Raw genomic sequence first — 14738 nt, 5'->3', positions numbered from 1 at the left:
TTACTAAAAAAATCTCCTATTTTTTTGCCATTCTTATTGGCTTTTGGGTTTGATAAAATTTTTTCAAATTTTTACTTTTTACAAAAGTGGTGCTATCCAAATTTTTATTGTTTCACATACTATTTTTGCCTTATTATTATCTTAGGTTAATTAAAAAGGTAAAATTTGCTAATGAATTTTCTTTTTTTAAATTGCAATCGATTGCATGAGAGGGAGGAATCTTTTTGTGATGAGCCAGTTGACAAGGAATTCAATAAATAACCAAATTTTTAACCCCTATGAAAGCAAAATTACTTGAAAGAAAAAGTCCTTTTGACCGGTCATTTACAGTAGCCAAACATTCATATTCTAACTTTTTGGATGTCTGGCATTATCACAGCGAACTGGAGTTAGTTTATATTATAAAAAGCACTGGTACACGTTTTATCGGAAATAATATCCAAAAGTTTAAGGAAGGTGATTTGATATTAATTGGGGAAAACCTGCCTCATCTCTGGCAAAATGACCCCGAATACTTTGAAAAAAAAAATGAGTTGCATGCTGAAGCTTACAGCATTCATTTTAACCAAAATTTTGCTGGGAAATCCTTCCTACAAATGCCTGAGTTAACCCCATTGCGAAGATTAATGGACCGGGCCAAACAAGGGATAAATTTCAAAGGAGAAATAAGGGGAAAAGCTGTAACTCTCCTTGAGAAAATGGATCAGGCCAAGGGACTTGACAAGTTAGTCATGTTATTGGAGCTTCTGGGTACACTTTCTCAGGAGACAAAATATGAGCTGTTAAGCAATGAAGGCTTCACCTTCCCGCTCCATAATTCTGGAGATGATAGGGTTGACAAAGTTTACTCCTTTACTTTCAATAATTTCAAAAGGAATATTTCCCTGGAAGAGGTGGCCAATTTGGTTCACCTTAATCCAACGGCATTTTGCAGGTATTTTAAGAAAGCAACCCAAAAGCCTTATTCCCGGTTCTTAAATGAAATCAGGATAGGATTTGCTTGTAAGTTGTTGATGGAAGAAAAAAGGAATATATCAGAAGTTGGTTTTGAATGTGGTTTTAATAATCTTTCCAACTTCAACAGGCAGTTTAAAAATGTCATGGACATATCTCCATCAGAATATGTGAAAAAGCATAAAATCCATCAATAATTTTTATTTGAATTTTCCATTTCTGGATCTAAAGGACAAATTTCTTCCGGTAATTCCACTTCAATCGTATGGTGTGAAAAAGGGTATCCTTTGAGGACTTTTTTTACACTATTTTTTACATCAATGACCTCTTTCAATTGTTGGATATGTTTTAGCTTGATGTGGGCAGTAAAGACATGTTTTTCCCCATCCAATGACCAAATATGAATATGGTGAAGGGATTCCACATGTGGGATTTTTTGTAATTCCTCCATGATTTCTTCCTCATTGATTTCCTTGGGGCTTGCCTGGAGAAATACATAAATGGTGTCTTTTAATCTTTTAAATACATTCCAAAGGATAAACAGGGAAATACCTAAGGACAAAGCCGGATCCACATATGGGGTTTTGACAATCAGTAAAACCAAAGCCCCTAAAAGAACTGCTACCCAGCCAAGTACATCTTCCAATAAATGCCAGGATACCACTTTTTCATTCAAGGTCTTACCATGGCTGAGCTTGTAGGCAGCATATCCATTAACTGCTACCCCAATAAGGGCAAATATCAACATGCCTTTTGCGTCGGAAAATTCCGGGGTAATTAACCTTTGGATGGCTTCCTTGATAATAAAAACACCTCCTACAATTAGGATCAGGCTGTTGATCAGGGCACCTAACAGAGAAAATCTTTTAAAGCCAAAGGTAAAAGTACTAGTGGCTTTTTGGGTCGATTTTCTGGCTAAATACCATGAAATCCCTAAAGAAATGCTGTCCCCTAAATCATGCAACGCATCTGATATAATGGCGATACTATTGGTGTAAAATCCCCCAATAAATTCCAAAATCGTAAACCCCAAATTGAGGAAAAATGCCAATTGGATGTTTTTTTTGGGATGATGATGTTCTGACATAATTTTTTATGGAGTTTGTTAAAACTAGTAAAAATAATTTGGTGCTTACCAAAGAATTGGGTGATAAAAAGCTGTGCTTTTGATAATCCCCTGGTGGGTTTCTTTACAGGAAAATCAGATCAATCAAAGGCAAAAGAGGCAAGATCATTGATTAAAAAGTTCAAACCGATAATTATGATAATTCATTCTGGCCACTTGAAAACATGTTAACAAGAATGGGGATCCTTGTTTTTAAATAAGCTGATTTTTATAATCCTTGTAGGTAATTATAATATTTAATCATTTCCATTAATTTTTTGAAATCTAATTCCATTTTCACCTGTTTGAGATGTTCAACATTCGCCAAGGCTTTATAAATATTAAGTGGGTTATGGGTGCTTTTGAATTTGCTGACAATAAAAATTAAGTTCTTTTGCCTTCCCTTAGTTAACCCTTGGAAATAATTATTCTCTTCTCGGTCTTGTTCCAGCAATACCTGCAATTCTTCTGGTATTTCCATTCCAAAAGAGAATCTTTAATATTTTAAAGATAACAGGCAGCAAAATTTTAATTTAACCTTTTCCCTTAATGAGTTTATTTACAAGAATAGACCAATATTCATTGCTTTTTATCAATGCTGTCCAGATTTCCACACAACCCACTGAACAAATAATCCTTCGGTTATCATCCTCTAAAAATTTACGGCCTATTTCTTCCGGTAAAGGGAAATAGTATTGCTAAATATTAAAATCAAATTTTTCCAGTTTGGAGTTTATAATTTTCAAATTTGATCAGGTTTATTATTAATGGGCCCTAAAGTGGGTGCTTTTTGGAGATTTTATCTGGATTAATTTTTGGATGAGATCCAACATCCTGTTGGAATATCCGGATTCATTATCGTACCAACCAATAATTTTCACAAAGTTTCCTTGAACTACTGTTAAGTCTGAATCAAATATGCAGGAATACGGATTTCCGATAATGTCGGAAGAAACAATAGGATCCTCGGTATAGGCTAAAATTCCCTGCATTGATTCTTTTGAAGCACTTTTAAAGAGTTTTTTGATTTCCTGTAGGTTGGTTTCCTGCTGGAGAACTACATTTAATTCGGTCAATGACCCATCAGGAACTGGAACACGATAAGCCATGGCATGGAGTTTTCCTGAAAGGTGGGGGAGGACCAATTCTACCGCTTTGGCAGCATTGGTTGTGGTGGGAATGATAGAACAGGAAGCTGCCCTTGCTCTTCTTAGATCACGGTGTGGGGCATCTTGAATATTTTGATCGGCTGTATAAGCGTGGACTGTGGAAATAAATGCCTTATCCACACCATAGGCATCGTCCAAAATTTTGACCATTGGAGCCAGGCAATTGGTCGTGCAGGAGGCATTGGAAATAATTGTTTCTTCGCCAGAGAGGATTCCTTCATTCACACCCAGAACAACGGTAGGGATATCCTTGCTTTGGGCAGGTGCTGAGATGATCACCCTTTTAGCACCGGCTACCAAGTGTCTTTCGGCCCCTTCCCGGTGGGTAAATCTCCCAGTAGCTTCAATGACCAAATCCACATCAAGGGATTTCCAGGGCAAGTCAGCTGGATCTTTTTGACTATACATGCGGACCTTTTGGCCTTTGACCGTGATTTGGTCTTCCAAGACCTGTATTGGGGCTTCAAATTTTCCATGGATAGAATCGTATTTGAGCAAATGCACCAAGGTGTTGGTATCCATCAGGTCATTAATAGCAACCACTTCTATATTTTTCTTTTCTAATAATAATTTAAAAGTCAATTTGCCAATCCGTCCAAATCCATTAATGGCTACCCTTAATTTTGTCATTGATTTTTTATTGCTTTTTGTAGTGGTGAAATTACTAAAGTAACTGTAATTTCACCACAAGAATATTTTTATAGCTAATATCCAATAGGTTAAAAACAAAAAGCCAAATAATTTTTGGCAGTGTTTTGCATTGTAAATTTAAGCCTCTATATTTGCATCACCTTACAGAAAGGCACGGATAGTAAAACAAACTGGTCCGTTCGTCTAGGGGTTAGGACGCATCCCTTTCACGGATGAAACACGGGTTCGATTCCCGTACGGACTACCACTTTACATCCCGCTTTTCTGTATCAAGGTCCGTTCGTCTAGGGGTTAGGACGCATCCCTTTCACGGATGAAACACGGGTTCGATTCCCGTACGGACTACTAAACAAAGTGATGTAATCATCATTTTCTGATTGCTTATAGCATGATGAATTTTTGTTTTATGGTTGTTAGTGGTTAAAGTGAATGAAAGCCGATCTTTAATAAGGGTCGGCTTTTTTTGTTCTATAGCTAATCCAATTCCTGTAACCATTTTTTAATACCAATAAAAAAAAATTTTTTATTGTAATTTTATGAAAAATGCTAATCCTTGAAAGGAATAAATGAATAAGGTTTCATAATATAATAAAAAAGAGTTCAGTTATATTATTAAATAATAATTGAAATTGGCATATCCTTTGTAAAGAAAATTATAAATCTAAACACTAATTTTTAACTAATATGATTATGAAAAAAGTATTAACATTAGTCGCTGTAGCAGGAATGCTTTCACTATACTCCTGTGGAAATGAAAAAAAAGACAGCGCTGAAGAAAAAATGGAGGAAGCAGGTGATGCTGTAGAAAACACAATGGAAGATGCTGGTGAAGCCGTAGACGAAGCGGCTGAGGATGTAAAAGAAAAAGTTGAAGAAACAACTGAAGAAATTGAAGGTGACGGAAATAATTAATCCTTATCCTGAAGTTAAAAACATAATATAAGGTGCCTTATTTAAGGCACCTTTTTTTAGCAATATAAAATACACTCTTTCATTTTATAGGTTATCATTTACTCCCTAAATGAATATCTTTTTCAAATGGTAGAACCTTGTACCCTTACAAATAAAATAATTGTTAATACTTTCCCGTAATAATAAATTCTCAATTTCTTACTGGGGCAGGTCGTTTCCCACATAGGCATTGGGATTTACTCTAGGGATATTTGCATTCCACTTAGAGTTGATGTTTTCGATGATCAAATTAGTCAAAAAGGCATTTCCCCTTCCATTAGGATGAATCCCATCAAGAGAAATTCCCCCAGTAGGTGGGATGATGCTATTAGTTAAACTTACCCCTCCAGCATTCAAATTTCCTGCAGTAGCTTGTTCCACCAATTGGGCGGCGTCCACCATTACCAATCGATCACTATTTGAATTTACAGCAGCCTCTATGTAGCTATTAAAAGAATTGATCTTGGCCATGATTTCTTTTTGCTCATCGGGAATCAAAATGAAGCGATCTTCTACGGGGAAGGTTAGCCCCCTAATCCCTTGAGGATTTTGGGAAGATGGCATCCCCAAAGTTTGGGATAAGGCTAATACTGTTTTATCACTTTCTTTGCTTTGTCTTATTGAGGGTAAGCCCAGTATACTTAAATCCGTTAAACTTTCATCTTCCATTACGAAGGGATTTTGGCCGGTTTCAAAGGTGATGGTTCGGTATTGCATTTCCTCTTGTGAAATTAACCCATTACTTGCAGCTTGGGCTAGGCCTCCATTGTATAATGCATAGCTTAAATTTGCTTGGTTGGCCTCTGTTTCTGATAATGGAAGGGCATTGATGGGAACAAGGTTAAAATGGGGCAAAATATTGATATTAGGTATGTTTACCACTACCCCCTTTGCATTGGAATTGGCATTTAAGATGGTTCCCAAAGCGGCAGTGAATTGGGATTGAAAATCGGCATCAGATGTTAATATTGCAGGGTTTGACGCACCTCCAACGGCATAGCCAATCACATCATTGGCACCCAGCCAAAAGGTGAAAAAAGTTCCACCGTTGGCCAAAGCCATCGCTGCATCCCCGATAACTGTTGAAGTACCCGGATCACTTGCAAATCGGGCATATAAGGGATTAAATGCTGGGTTTTGTTCACTATTTGGCCCCCCCGTCAATGGTGTTAAAGCCAGCCCCAAAGTAATTCCTGGTACTCCAAAATTGTTTAATTGGGATACTTCACCTGTATAGGCCATTGGGATATCACCTGGTCCAATGGGTTCAGGAGTTGCATTTCCTGTTGCAGGATCTATGGTCAATATCAATCTTCCCAGGGGCCCATTCGGTCCCATCGTGTAAAAACCGTTTTCTGAATTAATATCCGGTATATTAAATTCTCCACCATTGACCAATTTTAATTGATCCGCCAAAATAACAGGAAAGGAGTTTTGTTGGCCACGGTTATAAAGAGCAGCATCCATATATCCAGCAGTAATTGAATTCCCTACAGAAATCATTTTTGAAAAATCAGCATTCCCCGGGGTTGGTTCATTGGAGGGGAGTTCAGGAAAATCATACTGACAGGCTGTGAAAAAAAAACTTGTTAATAGAAAGAAGGTTTTACATTTATTTTTCATGGCTTCAGTCCGGTTTAATTTAACAACTCATCAAAAGTGATGGACATATAGTAAATTGCTCCGGTTAGCGGCCCTCCAAAATTGTAAAAATATCGGTTGTTTAAAATATTAGCGCCCCCAATTTTTAGTTTTGTTTTAGAGTCGGGATACCTAATACTTAACTGAGCATCCAAATTTTGGATTGAAGGGACTTTTCCCTGAGCAAATGAGGATTCCCACCTGAAATCACTTTGGAAACGGTAGGAAATATTAAATCCAAGGTTTTCAGTTAACTTCCTATTGGTAAAGGAAAGGTTGATTTTGTGCTCTGGTGTGTTGAAATCATTGAGGAACCCTTCCTGAATATCGGATAAGAGTTTATTATAATTGTAGTTTCCACTTAATGTGAAGTTTTTGGGAAGATTATAGGTTACTCCCAAAGTTGCTCCATTTGCTTTTACGTTATCACCCTCGATATTTGTATATGTGGAGAAAGTGTTTTCTTCCCCAATAGTGGTAACAGGCGTTAGTAGGCTAGGGGCATTTACAGCATTAATAGCTAGTTGTTCCATATTGATTGGGTTAGGATAAACTGGACCTGGTGCTTTTCTTACAGCTGTCTGAGTAATAAAATTATCATATAAACTGTAATAATAGGCCACATCAATCAACAGCCTGCTATCTGCCAATAATCCTCTATAACCTATTTCCACAGCTTTTACTTTTTCAGGTCTAAGTTCCGGCAAAGAATTGACTGGTTTTAACAAAGAGGTTGCTTCAGGAGAAACTGGGCTGGCTCCAGCCCCAACTGCTGCTGCATATTCATTTGCTGAGGCTAAAGAAAAGGCATTATTGAATATGTCGTATTTGTTCCTGTAGTAAGGGAGACCTCCCAATAATCTCATTGAAACAACATTGAGGTCAATATGTTGTCCCTGTGTGTCAGGCATTCTAAAACCAGTTTGATAGGACATTCTGATATTACTGTTTCCCTGACTGATCACGGCTGAAACTCTGGGGCTAAATTGGCCTTCAAAATTTTCGTTTTTGTCATAACGAATAGACCCCATCAGCTTTAGTTTTTCATTTAGCAACTGCTTGGATGCCTGAACAAAGCCCCCATATTCCGTAATGGTAATATCATTTCCCTTTACATCTGCGTAAACGGTACCGTTAGAATTCAGGTCATATAAGCGATAAGTAGCTCCAATTTGCATGTCTAAAAAAGGAATTTCCTCCTTAAAATTGTATTGTCCTTCTGCCAAATACATTTTTGATTTTTCATTGAAAAGGGAGCCTGTAGGAATAAAATCTGATCGGACGCTGGCTTGTGCCTCCTCAAACTCTGGTGTTCCAGGAAGAATCCGACCTTGATCTGCAAAATTTCTGGCTGCTTGGTGGGCAGCAGCTTGTTGAGTTGTTGACCCAAATTCTCCTCCCGGAACCCCTTGTTGGGCAAGAGCACCCATATAAGCAAGGGTATATTCTCCAAACCAAGTTGAATTATCCTTCCAAATGCTGTTAATATTTACTCCAGTAATATCAGCTATATAGGAGTCTCCTGAGTTATCCCTGGTGGTATAGCCTCTGAGGAAGAAATTGTCACCCTTTAATTCCAATTTATGTTGGGTGATAGCAAAGTTTTTTAAGGAATACCGTTGGGCACCGGTATATACGGAGGTTCCTGAACCGAAATTGAGGGAATAGGAGAGTTCTAAAAAGTCATTTAACCTGTAATTCAATGAACCACTTATCTTATAATTTGCTGCATTATAGTCTACCAAATATCTTTCATCATATCCCGTTCGTGATACCACCTGGTCAGGGATACTGCTCACATAGGCACTTAGACCTAATGCTTCAGCTTGTTGTTGGATAGTGGATAGATTTCTTAATAGTCCAATATTACTGGAAACTTCATCTCCAAATACGTGGACCCTATTTGCCCCTGGGTTAAAGGGTAGGTTGCCCTGGCTGCTAATATTTAAATCTGTTTTATCAGTTCCATACCAGTCAGTGGCTCGCATAAATGTACCATTGATTTTGAAAGCCCACTTGTTATTGAATGCTTTTGCATAGCGAATGGAACCCTCATACATAGGTCTAGGAGCACCAGTAGGTTCTTCAGCATTGCTGTTGAAATGGTTCATTCCCTGTTTGTAATAAGCACTTAATCCTTGGTATTCAAATGGGCTTTTACTTGTTACCAATAGGATACCATTAAATGCATTAGGTCCATATAAGGCTGATGATGCCCCTGGAATAAATTCCACACTTTCCACGTCCAACTCCGATGGTCCGTTCAGGTTTCCAATAGGAAAATTAAGCGCTGGTGCCTGAGTATCCATGCCGTCTATCAATTGAACGAAACGGATATTTCCTGTGGAATTAAACCCTCGGGAATTGAGTATTTGAAAGTTGATAGAGGAAGAAGTAATGTCCACACCTTTAAGGTTTGCAATACTTTTATAATAGGTGTCGCTGGCATTTTCTCTGATGCTAAGGATATCCATTTTTTCGATAGAGATAGGGGAGGTCAGAATGCTTTCTTCTACTCTTGAGGCAGAAACTACAACCTCCTGGCCCAAAAGTGTTTGTTCCTGAAGTTGAACATTTAAGTTTTTAGTTTCAGCACTTGAAATTCCAATTTCCTCTTTAGCATAGCCAACCATGCTAAATATTAAGGTAAGGGGTGGGGATTGATTAATTTCCAACAAAAAGTTACCATCCAAATCTGTAGTGGTGCCGATGATTGTTCCTTTGACCTGGATATTAACCCCAATCAAAGGTTCATTATTTTCCCCATCTTTTACCGACCCTGAAATGCTGGTTTGGGCAATGACATTATCGGTAAAAAAGGACAAGAATATTGACAGCAATATAACTGGCAAACATCCAATTGAAAAAAAAGTTTTCATGATTAATATTGGGAATTGGGTTGGACATTTTTGGTTAATTTTTGTGGCGTTGCTTATATTAAATATAACTTAATAAGTTGATTAATAGGGCTTTTTATTGGATTATTTTGGGGTGATAATATAAGCTGTCCCAGTAAAAGAAATAAAATCAGCAAATGAATAGGAAGAAATCAAAAAAAAAGCAACCATTTTGGTGGTTGCCTTCGAGGAGAATGTAGTTAAAATAATGCTTTATTTATTTCCTTTCTTATTTTCTTCATTTACATGGGTTACCAAACGGTCACAAAGATCCTTAATTTCCTCAGACATATATTCATCTCCGGTACTATTTAGGAGAGTTTGCGCCATACCTCCCAAAATATCTATATAAAACCTTTTCATTTCGGCCATAGACATATCCTCAGTCCAAAGATCAATCCTTAGGGTACTGTGATTTAGGTTGTCCCATATATTTAAACTAATGCTTTTAGTAGATTCAGCACCTTCACTTTCCTTATCAGTGGCATCCCATTCAATGGATTTTGGAAGATTTTTTTCGTCCAGGTTTACTTTAAAATTTATCTCAGAGTTTTTCATAATGCAATGTTGGATAATAAACTGCAAAAATAGTAAACAAATTGGGGAGTTCATGAAGTTTTAAATTAAAACTAATCCTACTTCCATTTTTCATCGCAAAGAATAATTTTCCTTCTTATAAGAATAGAAAAGAATAATAAGGCCAAACAAGTATACAAGATTTTGATTAGGATAATTGAGTTGCCCCATTTACTAAATAGAACTATACCAATGACATAAATTAACCACTCGTTAAAGTCATTTAAGCCCAGAATTGGGTTGTTTGAAATATTCCAGGGACTCAGCTTAAACACTTTTGAAACTTTCCAGTTAATTAATCCAGAAAAGTAAAACTTATGCATTTAATAATAAAACTGATATTTATTTTGACAGGTTTATCAAATGACCCGCCAGCGGATTTTATCCTAGGGTCTTGGTACACCGAGGAAAAAGCTGCATTGATAGGATTTTCAAAAAATGAACAAGGATATTTTGGTGAAATTATTTGGCTTAAAGATTCCTTGAAAAGTGGAAAAACAAAAGTTGATGAAAATAACAAAAATCCTAATCTCCGTAAAAGGCCCATATTGGGAATTCCTATAGTCTGGGGATTAAAATATGAAGATGGTAATTGGGAAGGGGGGAAGTTGTATGATCCCCAAAGTGGATCAACCTATAATTGTCAGATCAAAGTAAAGGATACATTAACCATAGAAGTTAGGGGATATTTAGGTTTGCCGGCATTCGGCCGTTCTGTTTATTGGACAAAAGTTGAAAAATGAGGTGATTCTTGAAAATTCCAATTAAACCAATTTCATTTCCGTAACTTCCCCAGAGACGATCAGTCTTCCCTCTGTTTTAGATTGGATTTCCTCGATACTTACCCCTGGAGCTCTTTCCAAAAGTTTGAAACCTCCCTCAGGCAAAACCTTTAACACAGCCAAATCCGTTACAATTTTATTGACACATTTAATCCCAGTAATAGGCAGGGTGCATTTTTTCAATAATTTGGATTGACCGGATTTGCTGCAATGTTGCATAGCAACAATAATATTTTGGGCTGCAGCTACCAAATCCATGGCACCCCCCATTCCTTTGACCATCTTTCCTGGTATTTTCCAGTTGGCAATATCCCCGTTTTCGGAAACTTCCATGGCCCCTAATATGGTAAGATCAACATGGCCTCCCCGGATCATTGCAAAGGAATCTGACGAATTAAAAAGTGCTGAACCTTTGACCATGCTGATGGTTTGTTTTCCGGCATTGATCAGGTCAGGGTCCACTTTGTCCTCGGTAGGGAAGGGGCCAACGCCCAAAAGCCCATTTTCAGAATGAAGCACAACTTCCAGTTCATCGGGAATATAATTGGCCACGAGGGTGGGAATTCCAATTCCCAAATTAATATATTGGCCATTTTTTATTTCACGGGCAATGCGCTGTGCTATTTGTTCCTTATTGAGCATTATTTTGGATTTAAAGTTGCTTAAAAATGGAAATTTTATTTTTCCCGGATAGTCCTTTTTTCTATCCGTTTTTCATAATCCCTTCCCTGGAAAATCCGCTGGACAAAAATCCCAGGGGTATGGATTTGATTGGGATCCAATTCCCCCGCAGGAACCAATTCTTCCACTTCAGCTATTGTGATTTTACCTGCAGCTGCCATCATGGGGTTAAAATTCCTTGCTGTTCCTTTAAATATGAGATTCCCTGCTGTATCTCCCTTCCATGCCTTTACCAATGAAAAGTCTGCCTTTAGCCATCTTTCTAAAATGTATAATTTTCCGTCAAATTCCCTGATTTCTTTTCCAGCTGCCACTTCCGTTCCTACGCCTGCAGGAGTGAAAAAGGCTGGAATGCCGGCTCCTCCTGCCCGGGTTCTTTCTGCCAGGGTGCCTTGGGGAATCAATTCTACTTCCAGTTCTCCACTTAATAATTGTCTTTCAAACTCTACATTTTCGCCAACATAGCTGGAGATCATTTTTTTGACCATCCTTTTGACCAGCATCAATCCAATGCCAAAATCATCTACGCCAGCATTGTTGGAAATGCAGGTCAAACCGGAAATGTCCTTTTCCAAAAGGGCTTGGATACAATTCTCAGGAATTCCGCAAAGGCCAAAACCACCCAACATCAAAACTGCATTGCTGGGAATATCCCGAACAGCTTCTTCTGCATTTTTTACTGTTTTATTGATCATGTTCCTTGTTTTGGCTAAGAAATTAATTAAAAATTTGCTTTGCTTTTTGCTTGTCTTTCTCCAATTGGGCTTTTAATTCATCTAAATTTGCAAATTTTCTTTCCGGTCTCAAAAATTCTTTAAAATAAACTGTGATTTGCTGATCATAAAGATTGCCCTCATAGTCAAATAAATGAACTTCGATGGTTTTTTCCAATCCATCCACGGTGGGCCGGTTGCCTATATTAAGCATTCCCTGGTAAATTTCATCCTTTACTTTAATGTGGACTGCATAAGCCCCATCACTGGGGATCAATTTATAATTACTAGGTACATGGATGTTGGCCGTGGGAAAATCAATTGACCTTCCTATTTGTTGGCCTTTGATAACAATCCCATTGATTTCATATTCCCTGCCCAAAAATTCATTAGCCACCTGGATTTCCCCTGATTCCAGGGCCATCCGGATTTTGGTACTTGAAATTCCAACATGATCTACATCGGCCCTTGGGATTTCTTCAATGTCAAACCCATATTTTTCCTTGTTGGCCTGGAGATGATCAAAACTGCCTTCCCGGTTTTTGCCAAAACGGTGATCATAACCAATAACCAACTTCCTGGTTTGAATCTTTTCGACCAATATTTGCTGGACAAATTCTTCCCCGGTCAACTGGGAAAATTCCTTGGTAAAAGGTATAGTCACCAAATGATCCACACCAAATGATTCCAACATTTTTGCTTTTTCCTCAAAGGTTGTCAGCAAACGCAGGTTATGCTCTTCAGGGTAAAGTATTAATCGGGGGTGGGGCCAAAAAGTGATCAATACCGTTTCCCCTTTTATTTTATTGGCAATATCCCGGATTCTTGCCAGTATTTTTTGGTGTCCCAAATGGACTCCATCGAAGGTACCACTGGTAACTACCGCATTATTTACAGGCTTAAAATGTTCTAGGCCTTCGTATATTTTCATTGATCCTGGGTTTTTTCGGATTTTATTTTGTCAACTAATTCCATCACCTCATTGGCATCATCCAATTTAAAATTTCCTATCCTTGTTCTGGTGAGTGCGGACATATATGCCCCAACTTTTAAGATTTCACCTATATCCCTTGCGATACTTCTAATATAAGTTCCTTTGGAACAAATAATTCTAAAATCTATTTCCGGAAGTTCAAAACGGGTGATCTCAAATAAAGAAATTTTTACTGGACGTGGATCCAATTTAACCTCTTTTCCCTTTCTAGCGGATTCATAAACCCTTTTTCCGTCTTTTTTGATGGCAGAGTGGGCCGGGGGGATTTGTAATATATCCCCGGTAAGTTTTTGTGAAGCTTTTTTAACTTCTTCCAGGGTAAGATGGGAGGGATCTGCAACATTTTCAATTTCTTGTTCCAGGTCAAAAGATGCGGTAGTTTTGCCCAAAACAAAGGTGCCGGTATATTCCTTTTCCATGCCCATATAATCATTGATGCTTTTGGTTTTCTTTCCTGCACAAATGATTAATAAACCAGTGGCAAGGGGATCCAATGTCCCGGCATGGCCTACTTTTTTTATTTTAAGGGTATTCCGGATTTTTTTGACTACATCAAAAGAAGTCCACCGGTAAGGTTTGTTGATTAGAAATACTTCTCCGTAGGGTTTTTGGTCCATCTTATATATATAATCCACCTAAAATGGCAATGCTGCCAACTATAGCGCAATAAACTGCAAAATAAATTAGCTTTCCTTTCCTTACAATATTAATCATCCAAATACAAGCAGCCAAACCTGCCAAAAATGCAGCCAGGAATCCAAATGCCAAAACGGCCCCTGAAATACTTTCTGCAATAGCAGGAGCTTCTATAAATTTTTTCATTTTCAGGGCGGAAGCTCCCAGGATAGGTAACAGGACCATTAAAAAAGAAAACCTGGTGGCTTTATCCTTTTCCACTCCAATCAAAAGGGCTGTGGCTATGGTTGATCCTGACCGGCTGATTCCAGGTAAAATGGCAATGGTCTGAGCAAGACCAATTATTAAAGCTTTGGAAAAGGAGACTTCACCTTCTTTTTTATGGACATAATGGGAAAATGTCAATAGGCAGGCTGTAACCCATAACATAGCTCCCACAAAAATGATTTTCCCACCAAAGAATGCTTCCACTTCTTTTTCAAAAAAAACTCCAACAATGCCAATTGGAACCATTGAAAGGAGGATTTTGGAGGTGAACTTGGTGCCCTCATTCCATTCAAACTTGAACAAATCTTTGATTATTGCCGCAATGTCCTTTCTAAAAACAAATACCGTACTCAATGCCGTCGCAGCATGAACCACAACGGTAAATAATAAATTGTCTGCAGCGGATACTCCCAGTAAGAAAGTTCCCAGCTCAATATGGCCACTACTGGAAACCGGAAGGAACTCAGTCAATCCTTGGATAATGCCAAGGATAATAGCTTCGAAAATGGTCATTTATTTTTCTGATTTGTAAAAAATGGCGTAAAACTCAAAAATAAAACCTGCTAATGTAATGATGGGCCCTATCGTCAAACCCATTGGCCCAAAGCCATGGGGATGGCCATCAAGACTGATGATCAAAAATCCAATGGTGATAATAACAATGCCAATGATCATCAATAAATAATTCTTTTTAGAGAAAGGAAGGTTGTTTTGATCCATT

Annotated in this window: 15 protein-coding genes and 2 tRNA genes; 5 read left to right on the top strand and 12 right to left on the bottom strand. The window is 37.9% G+C overall.

Features of this window, described 5'->3' with window-relative positions; genetic code table 11:
• Positions 1-278: 278 nt before the first annotated feature.
• Positions 279-1151 carry an AraC family transcriptional regulator gene (locus QWY93_RS16670; RefSeq protein ID WP_290249550.1) on the top strand — a complete coding sequence of 291 codons (873 nt, stop codon included), beginning with the start codon at positions 279-281 and terminating at the stop codon, positions 1149-1151.
• On the opposite strand, the gene QWY93_RS16665 is transcribed toward QWY93_RS16670, so the two are convergent.
• From QWY93_RS16665 to gap, 3 genes are all read right to left on the bottom strand, one after another.
• A complete protein-coding gene (locus QWY93_RS16665; RefSeq protein WP_290249549.1) occupies positions 1145-2041 on the bottom strand; it encodes a cation diffusion facilitator family transporter in 897 nt (298 codons plus the stop codon). The two genes, QWY93_RS16670 and QWY93_RS16665, sit on opposite strands and share 7 nt — an antisense overlap.
• 247 nt (positions 2042-2288) lie before the next feature.
• The gene (locus QWY93_RS16660) at positions 2289-2540 is read right to left on the bottom strand and encodes a YdeI/OmpD-associated family protein (RefSeq protein ID WP_290249548.1); all 252 of its coding nucleotides are present in this window, start codon (positions 2538-2540) and stop codon (positions 2289-2291) included.
• Positions 2541-2823: 283 nt separating this feature from the next.
• A complete protein-coding gene (gene gap / locus QWY93_RS16655; RefSeq protein WP_290249547.1) occupies positions 2824-3858 on the bottom strand; it encodes a type I glyceraldehyde-3-phosphate dehydrogenase in 1035 nt (344 codons plus the stop codon).
• Between the two features lie 193 nt (positions 3859-4051).
• On the opposite strand from gap, the gene QWY93_RS16650 reads away from it, so the two are divergent.
• The 3 genes from QWY93_RS16650 (at position 4052) to QWY93_RS16640 (ending at position 4791) form a co-directional block, all read left to right on the top strand.
• Positions 4052-4126, top strand: a tRNA-Glu gene (locus QWY93_RS16650).
• Between the two features lie 26 nt (positions 4127-4152).
• Positions 4153-4224 (top strand) — tRNA-Glu (locus tag QWY93_RS16645).
• Between the two features lie 345 nt (positions 4225-4569).
• A complete protein-coding gene (locus QWY93_RS16640) occupies positions 4570-4791 on the top strand; it encodes a hypothetical protein (protein ID WP_290249546.1) in 222 nt (73 codons plus the stop codon).
• A gap of 198 nt (positions 4792-4989) precedes the next feature.
• On the opposite strand, the gene QWY93_RS16635 is transcribed toward QWY93_RS16640, so the two are convergent.
• The 3 genes from QWY93_RS16635 to gldC form a co-directional block, all read right to left on the bottom strand.
• A complete protein-coding gene (locus QWY93_RS16635) occupies positions 4990-6453 on the bottom strand; it encodes a hypothetical protein (RefSeq protein ID WP_290249545.1) in 1464 nt (487 codons plus the stop codon).
• A gap of 14 nt (positions 6454-6467) precedes the next feature.
• Complete coding sequence (locus tag QWY93_RS16630; protein ID WP_290249544.1) at positions 6468-9350, bottom strand: TonB-dependent receptor; 2883 nt, start codon at positions 9348-9350, stop codon at positions 6468-6470.
• 231 nt (positions 9351-9581) lie between these two features.
• Positions 9582-9926 (bottom strand): gliding motility protein GldC, encoded by a 345-nt coding sequence (gldC, locus tag QWY93_RS16625; RefSeq protein WP_290249543.1) that lies wholly within the window; start codon positions 9924-9926, stop codon positions 9582-9584.
• Between the two features lie 335 nt (positions 9927-10261).
• On the opposite strand from gldC, the gene QWY93_RS16620 reads away from it, so the two are divergent.
• Positions 10262-10687 carry a DUF2147 domain-containing protein gene (locus tag QWY93_RS16620; RefSeq protein WP_290249542.1) on the top strand — a complete coding sequence of 142 codons (426 nt, stop codon included), beginning with the start codon at positions 10262-10264 and terminating at the stop codon, positions 10685-10687.
• 21 nt (positions 10688-10708) lie between these two features.
• Here QWY93_RS16620 and QWY93_RS16615 read toward each other — a convergent pair whose 3' ends face one another.
• From QWY93_RS16615 to QWY93_RS16590, 6 genes are read right to left on the bottom strand one after another with little or no spacing between them, the layout of a single operon-like run.
• Positions 10709-11368: a CoA transferase subunit B gene (locus QWY93_RS16615; RefSeq protein ID WP_290249541.1), complete on the bottom strand. Its 660-nt coding sequence runs from the start codon at positions 11366-11368 to the stop codon at positions 10709-10711.
• A gap of 35 nt (positions 11369-11403) precedes the next feature.
• Positions 11404-12102, bottom strand: coding sequence for a CoA transferase subunit A (locus QWY93_RS16610; RefSeq protein WP_290249540.1), 699 nt, complete (start codon positions 12100-12102; stop codon positions 11404-11406).
• 22 nt (positions 12103-12124) lie between these two features.
• Positions 12125-13051 (bottom strand): bifunctional riboflavin kinase/FAD synthetase, encoded by a 927-nt coding sequence (locus QWY93_RS16605; protein ID WP_290249539.1) that lies wholly within the window; start codon positions 13049-13051, stop codon positions 12125-12127.
• Positions 13048-13731 (bottom strand): tRNA pseudouridine(55) synthase TruB, encoded by a 684-nt coding sequence (truB, locus tag QWY93_RS16600; RefSeq protein WP_290249538.1) that lies wholly within the window; start codon positions 13729-13731, stop codon positions 13048-13050. Before truB ends, QWY93_RS16605 begins: the two co-directional genes overlap by 4 nt.
• A 1-nt stretch (position 13732) precedes the next feature.
• Positions 13733-14530 carry an undecaprenyl-diphosphate phosphatase gene (locus QWY93_RS16595; RefSeq protein ID WP_290249537.1) on the bottom strand — a complete coding sequence of 266 codons (798 nt, stop codon included), beginning with the start codon at positions 14528-14530 and terminating at the stop codon, positions 13733-13735.
• A complete protein-coding gene (locus tag QWY93_RS16590) occupies positions 14531-14737 on the bottom strand; it encodes a DUF3098 domain-containing protein (protein WP_290249536.1) in 207 nt (68 codons plus the stop codon).
• Position 14738 lies beyond the last annotated feature (1 nt).

Source organism: Echinicola jeungdonensis (assembly GCF_030409905.1).
Lineage (GTDB): Bacteria > Bacteroidota > Bacteroidia > Cytophagales > Cyclobacteriaceae > Echinicola > Echinicola jeungdonensis.
The sequence above is the reverse complement of the archived record's forward strand: the minus strand, read 5'-3'. Positions and strand labels throughout refer to the sequence as shown.

Bases quoted from the DNA above. Each gene is read 5' to 3' on its own strand.
- QWY93_RS16670 (WP_290249550.1), top strand. From the start codon at position 279: ATGAAAGCAAAATTACTTGAAAGAAAAAGTCCTTTTGACCGGTCATTT.
- QWY93_RS16665 (WP_290249549.1), bottom strand. From the start codon at position 2,041: ATGTCAGAACATCATCATCCCAAAAAAAACATCCAATTGGCATTTTTC.
- QWY93_RS16660 (WP_290249548.1), bottom strand. From the start codon at position 2,540: ATGGAAATACCAGAAGAATTGCAGGTATTGCTGGAACAAGACCGAGAA.
- gap (WP_290249547.1), bottom strand. From the start codon at position 3,858: ATGACAAAATTAAGGGTAGCCATTAATGGATTTGGACGGATTGGCAAA.
- QWY93_RS16640 (WP_290249546.1), top strand. From the start codon at position 4,570: ATGAAAAAAGTATTAACATTAGTCGCTGTAGCAGGAATGCTTTCACTA.
- QWY93_RS16635 (WP_290249545.1), bottom strand. From the start codon at position 6,453: ATGAAAAATAAATGTAAAACCTTCTTTCTATTAACAAGTTTTTTTTTC.
- QWY93_RS16630 (WP_290249544.1), bottom strand. From the start codon at position 9,350: ATGAAAACTTTTTTTTCAATTGGATGTTTGCCAGTTATATTGCTGTCA.
- gldC (WP_290249543.1), bottom strand. From the start codon at position 9,926: ATGAAAAACTCTGAGATAAATTTTAAAGTAAACCTGGACGAAAAAAAT.
- QWY93_RS16620 (WP_290249542.1), top strand. From the start codon at position 10,262: ATGCATTTAATAATAAAACTGATATTTATTTTGACAGGTTTATCAAAT.
- QWY93_RS16615 (WP_290249541.1), bottom strand. From the start codon at position 11,368: ATGCTCAATAAGGAACAAATAGCACAGCGCATTGCCCGTGAAATAAAA.
- QWY93_RS16610 (WP_290249540.1), bottom strand. From the start codon at position 12,102: ATGATCAATAAAACAGTAAAAAATGCAGAAGAAGCTGTTCGGGATATT.
- QWY93_RS16605 (WP_290249539.1), bottom strand. From the start codon at position 13,051: ATGAAAATATACGAAGGCCTAGAACATTTTAAGCCTGTAAATAATGCG.
- truB (WP_290249538.1), bottom strand. From the start codon at position 13,731: ATGGACCAAAAACCCTACGGAGAAGTATTTCTAATCAACAAACCTTAC.
- QWY93_RS16595 (WP_290249537.1), bottom strand. From the start codon at position 14,530: ATGACCATTTTCGAAGCTATTATCCTTGGCATTATCCAAGGATTGACT.
- QWY93_RS16590 (WP_290249536.1), bottom strand. From the start codon at position 14,737: ATGGATCAAAACAACCTTCCTTTCTCTAAAAAGAATTATTTATTGATG.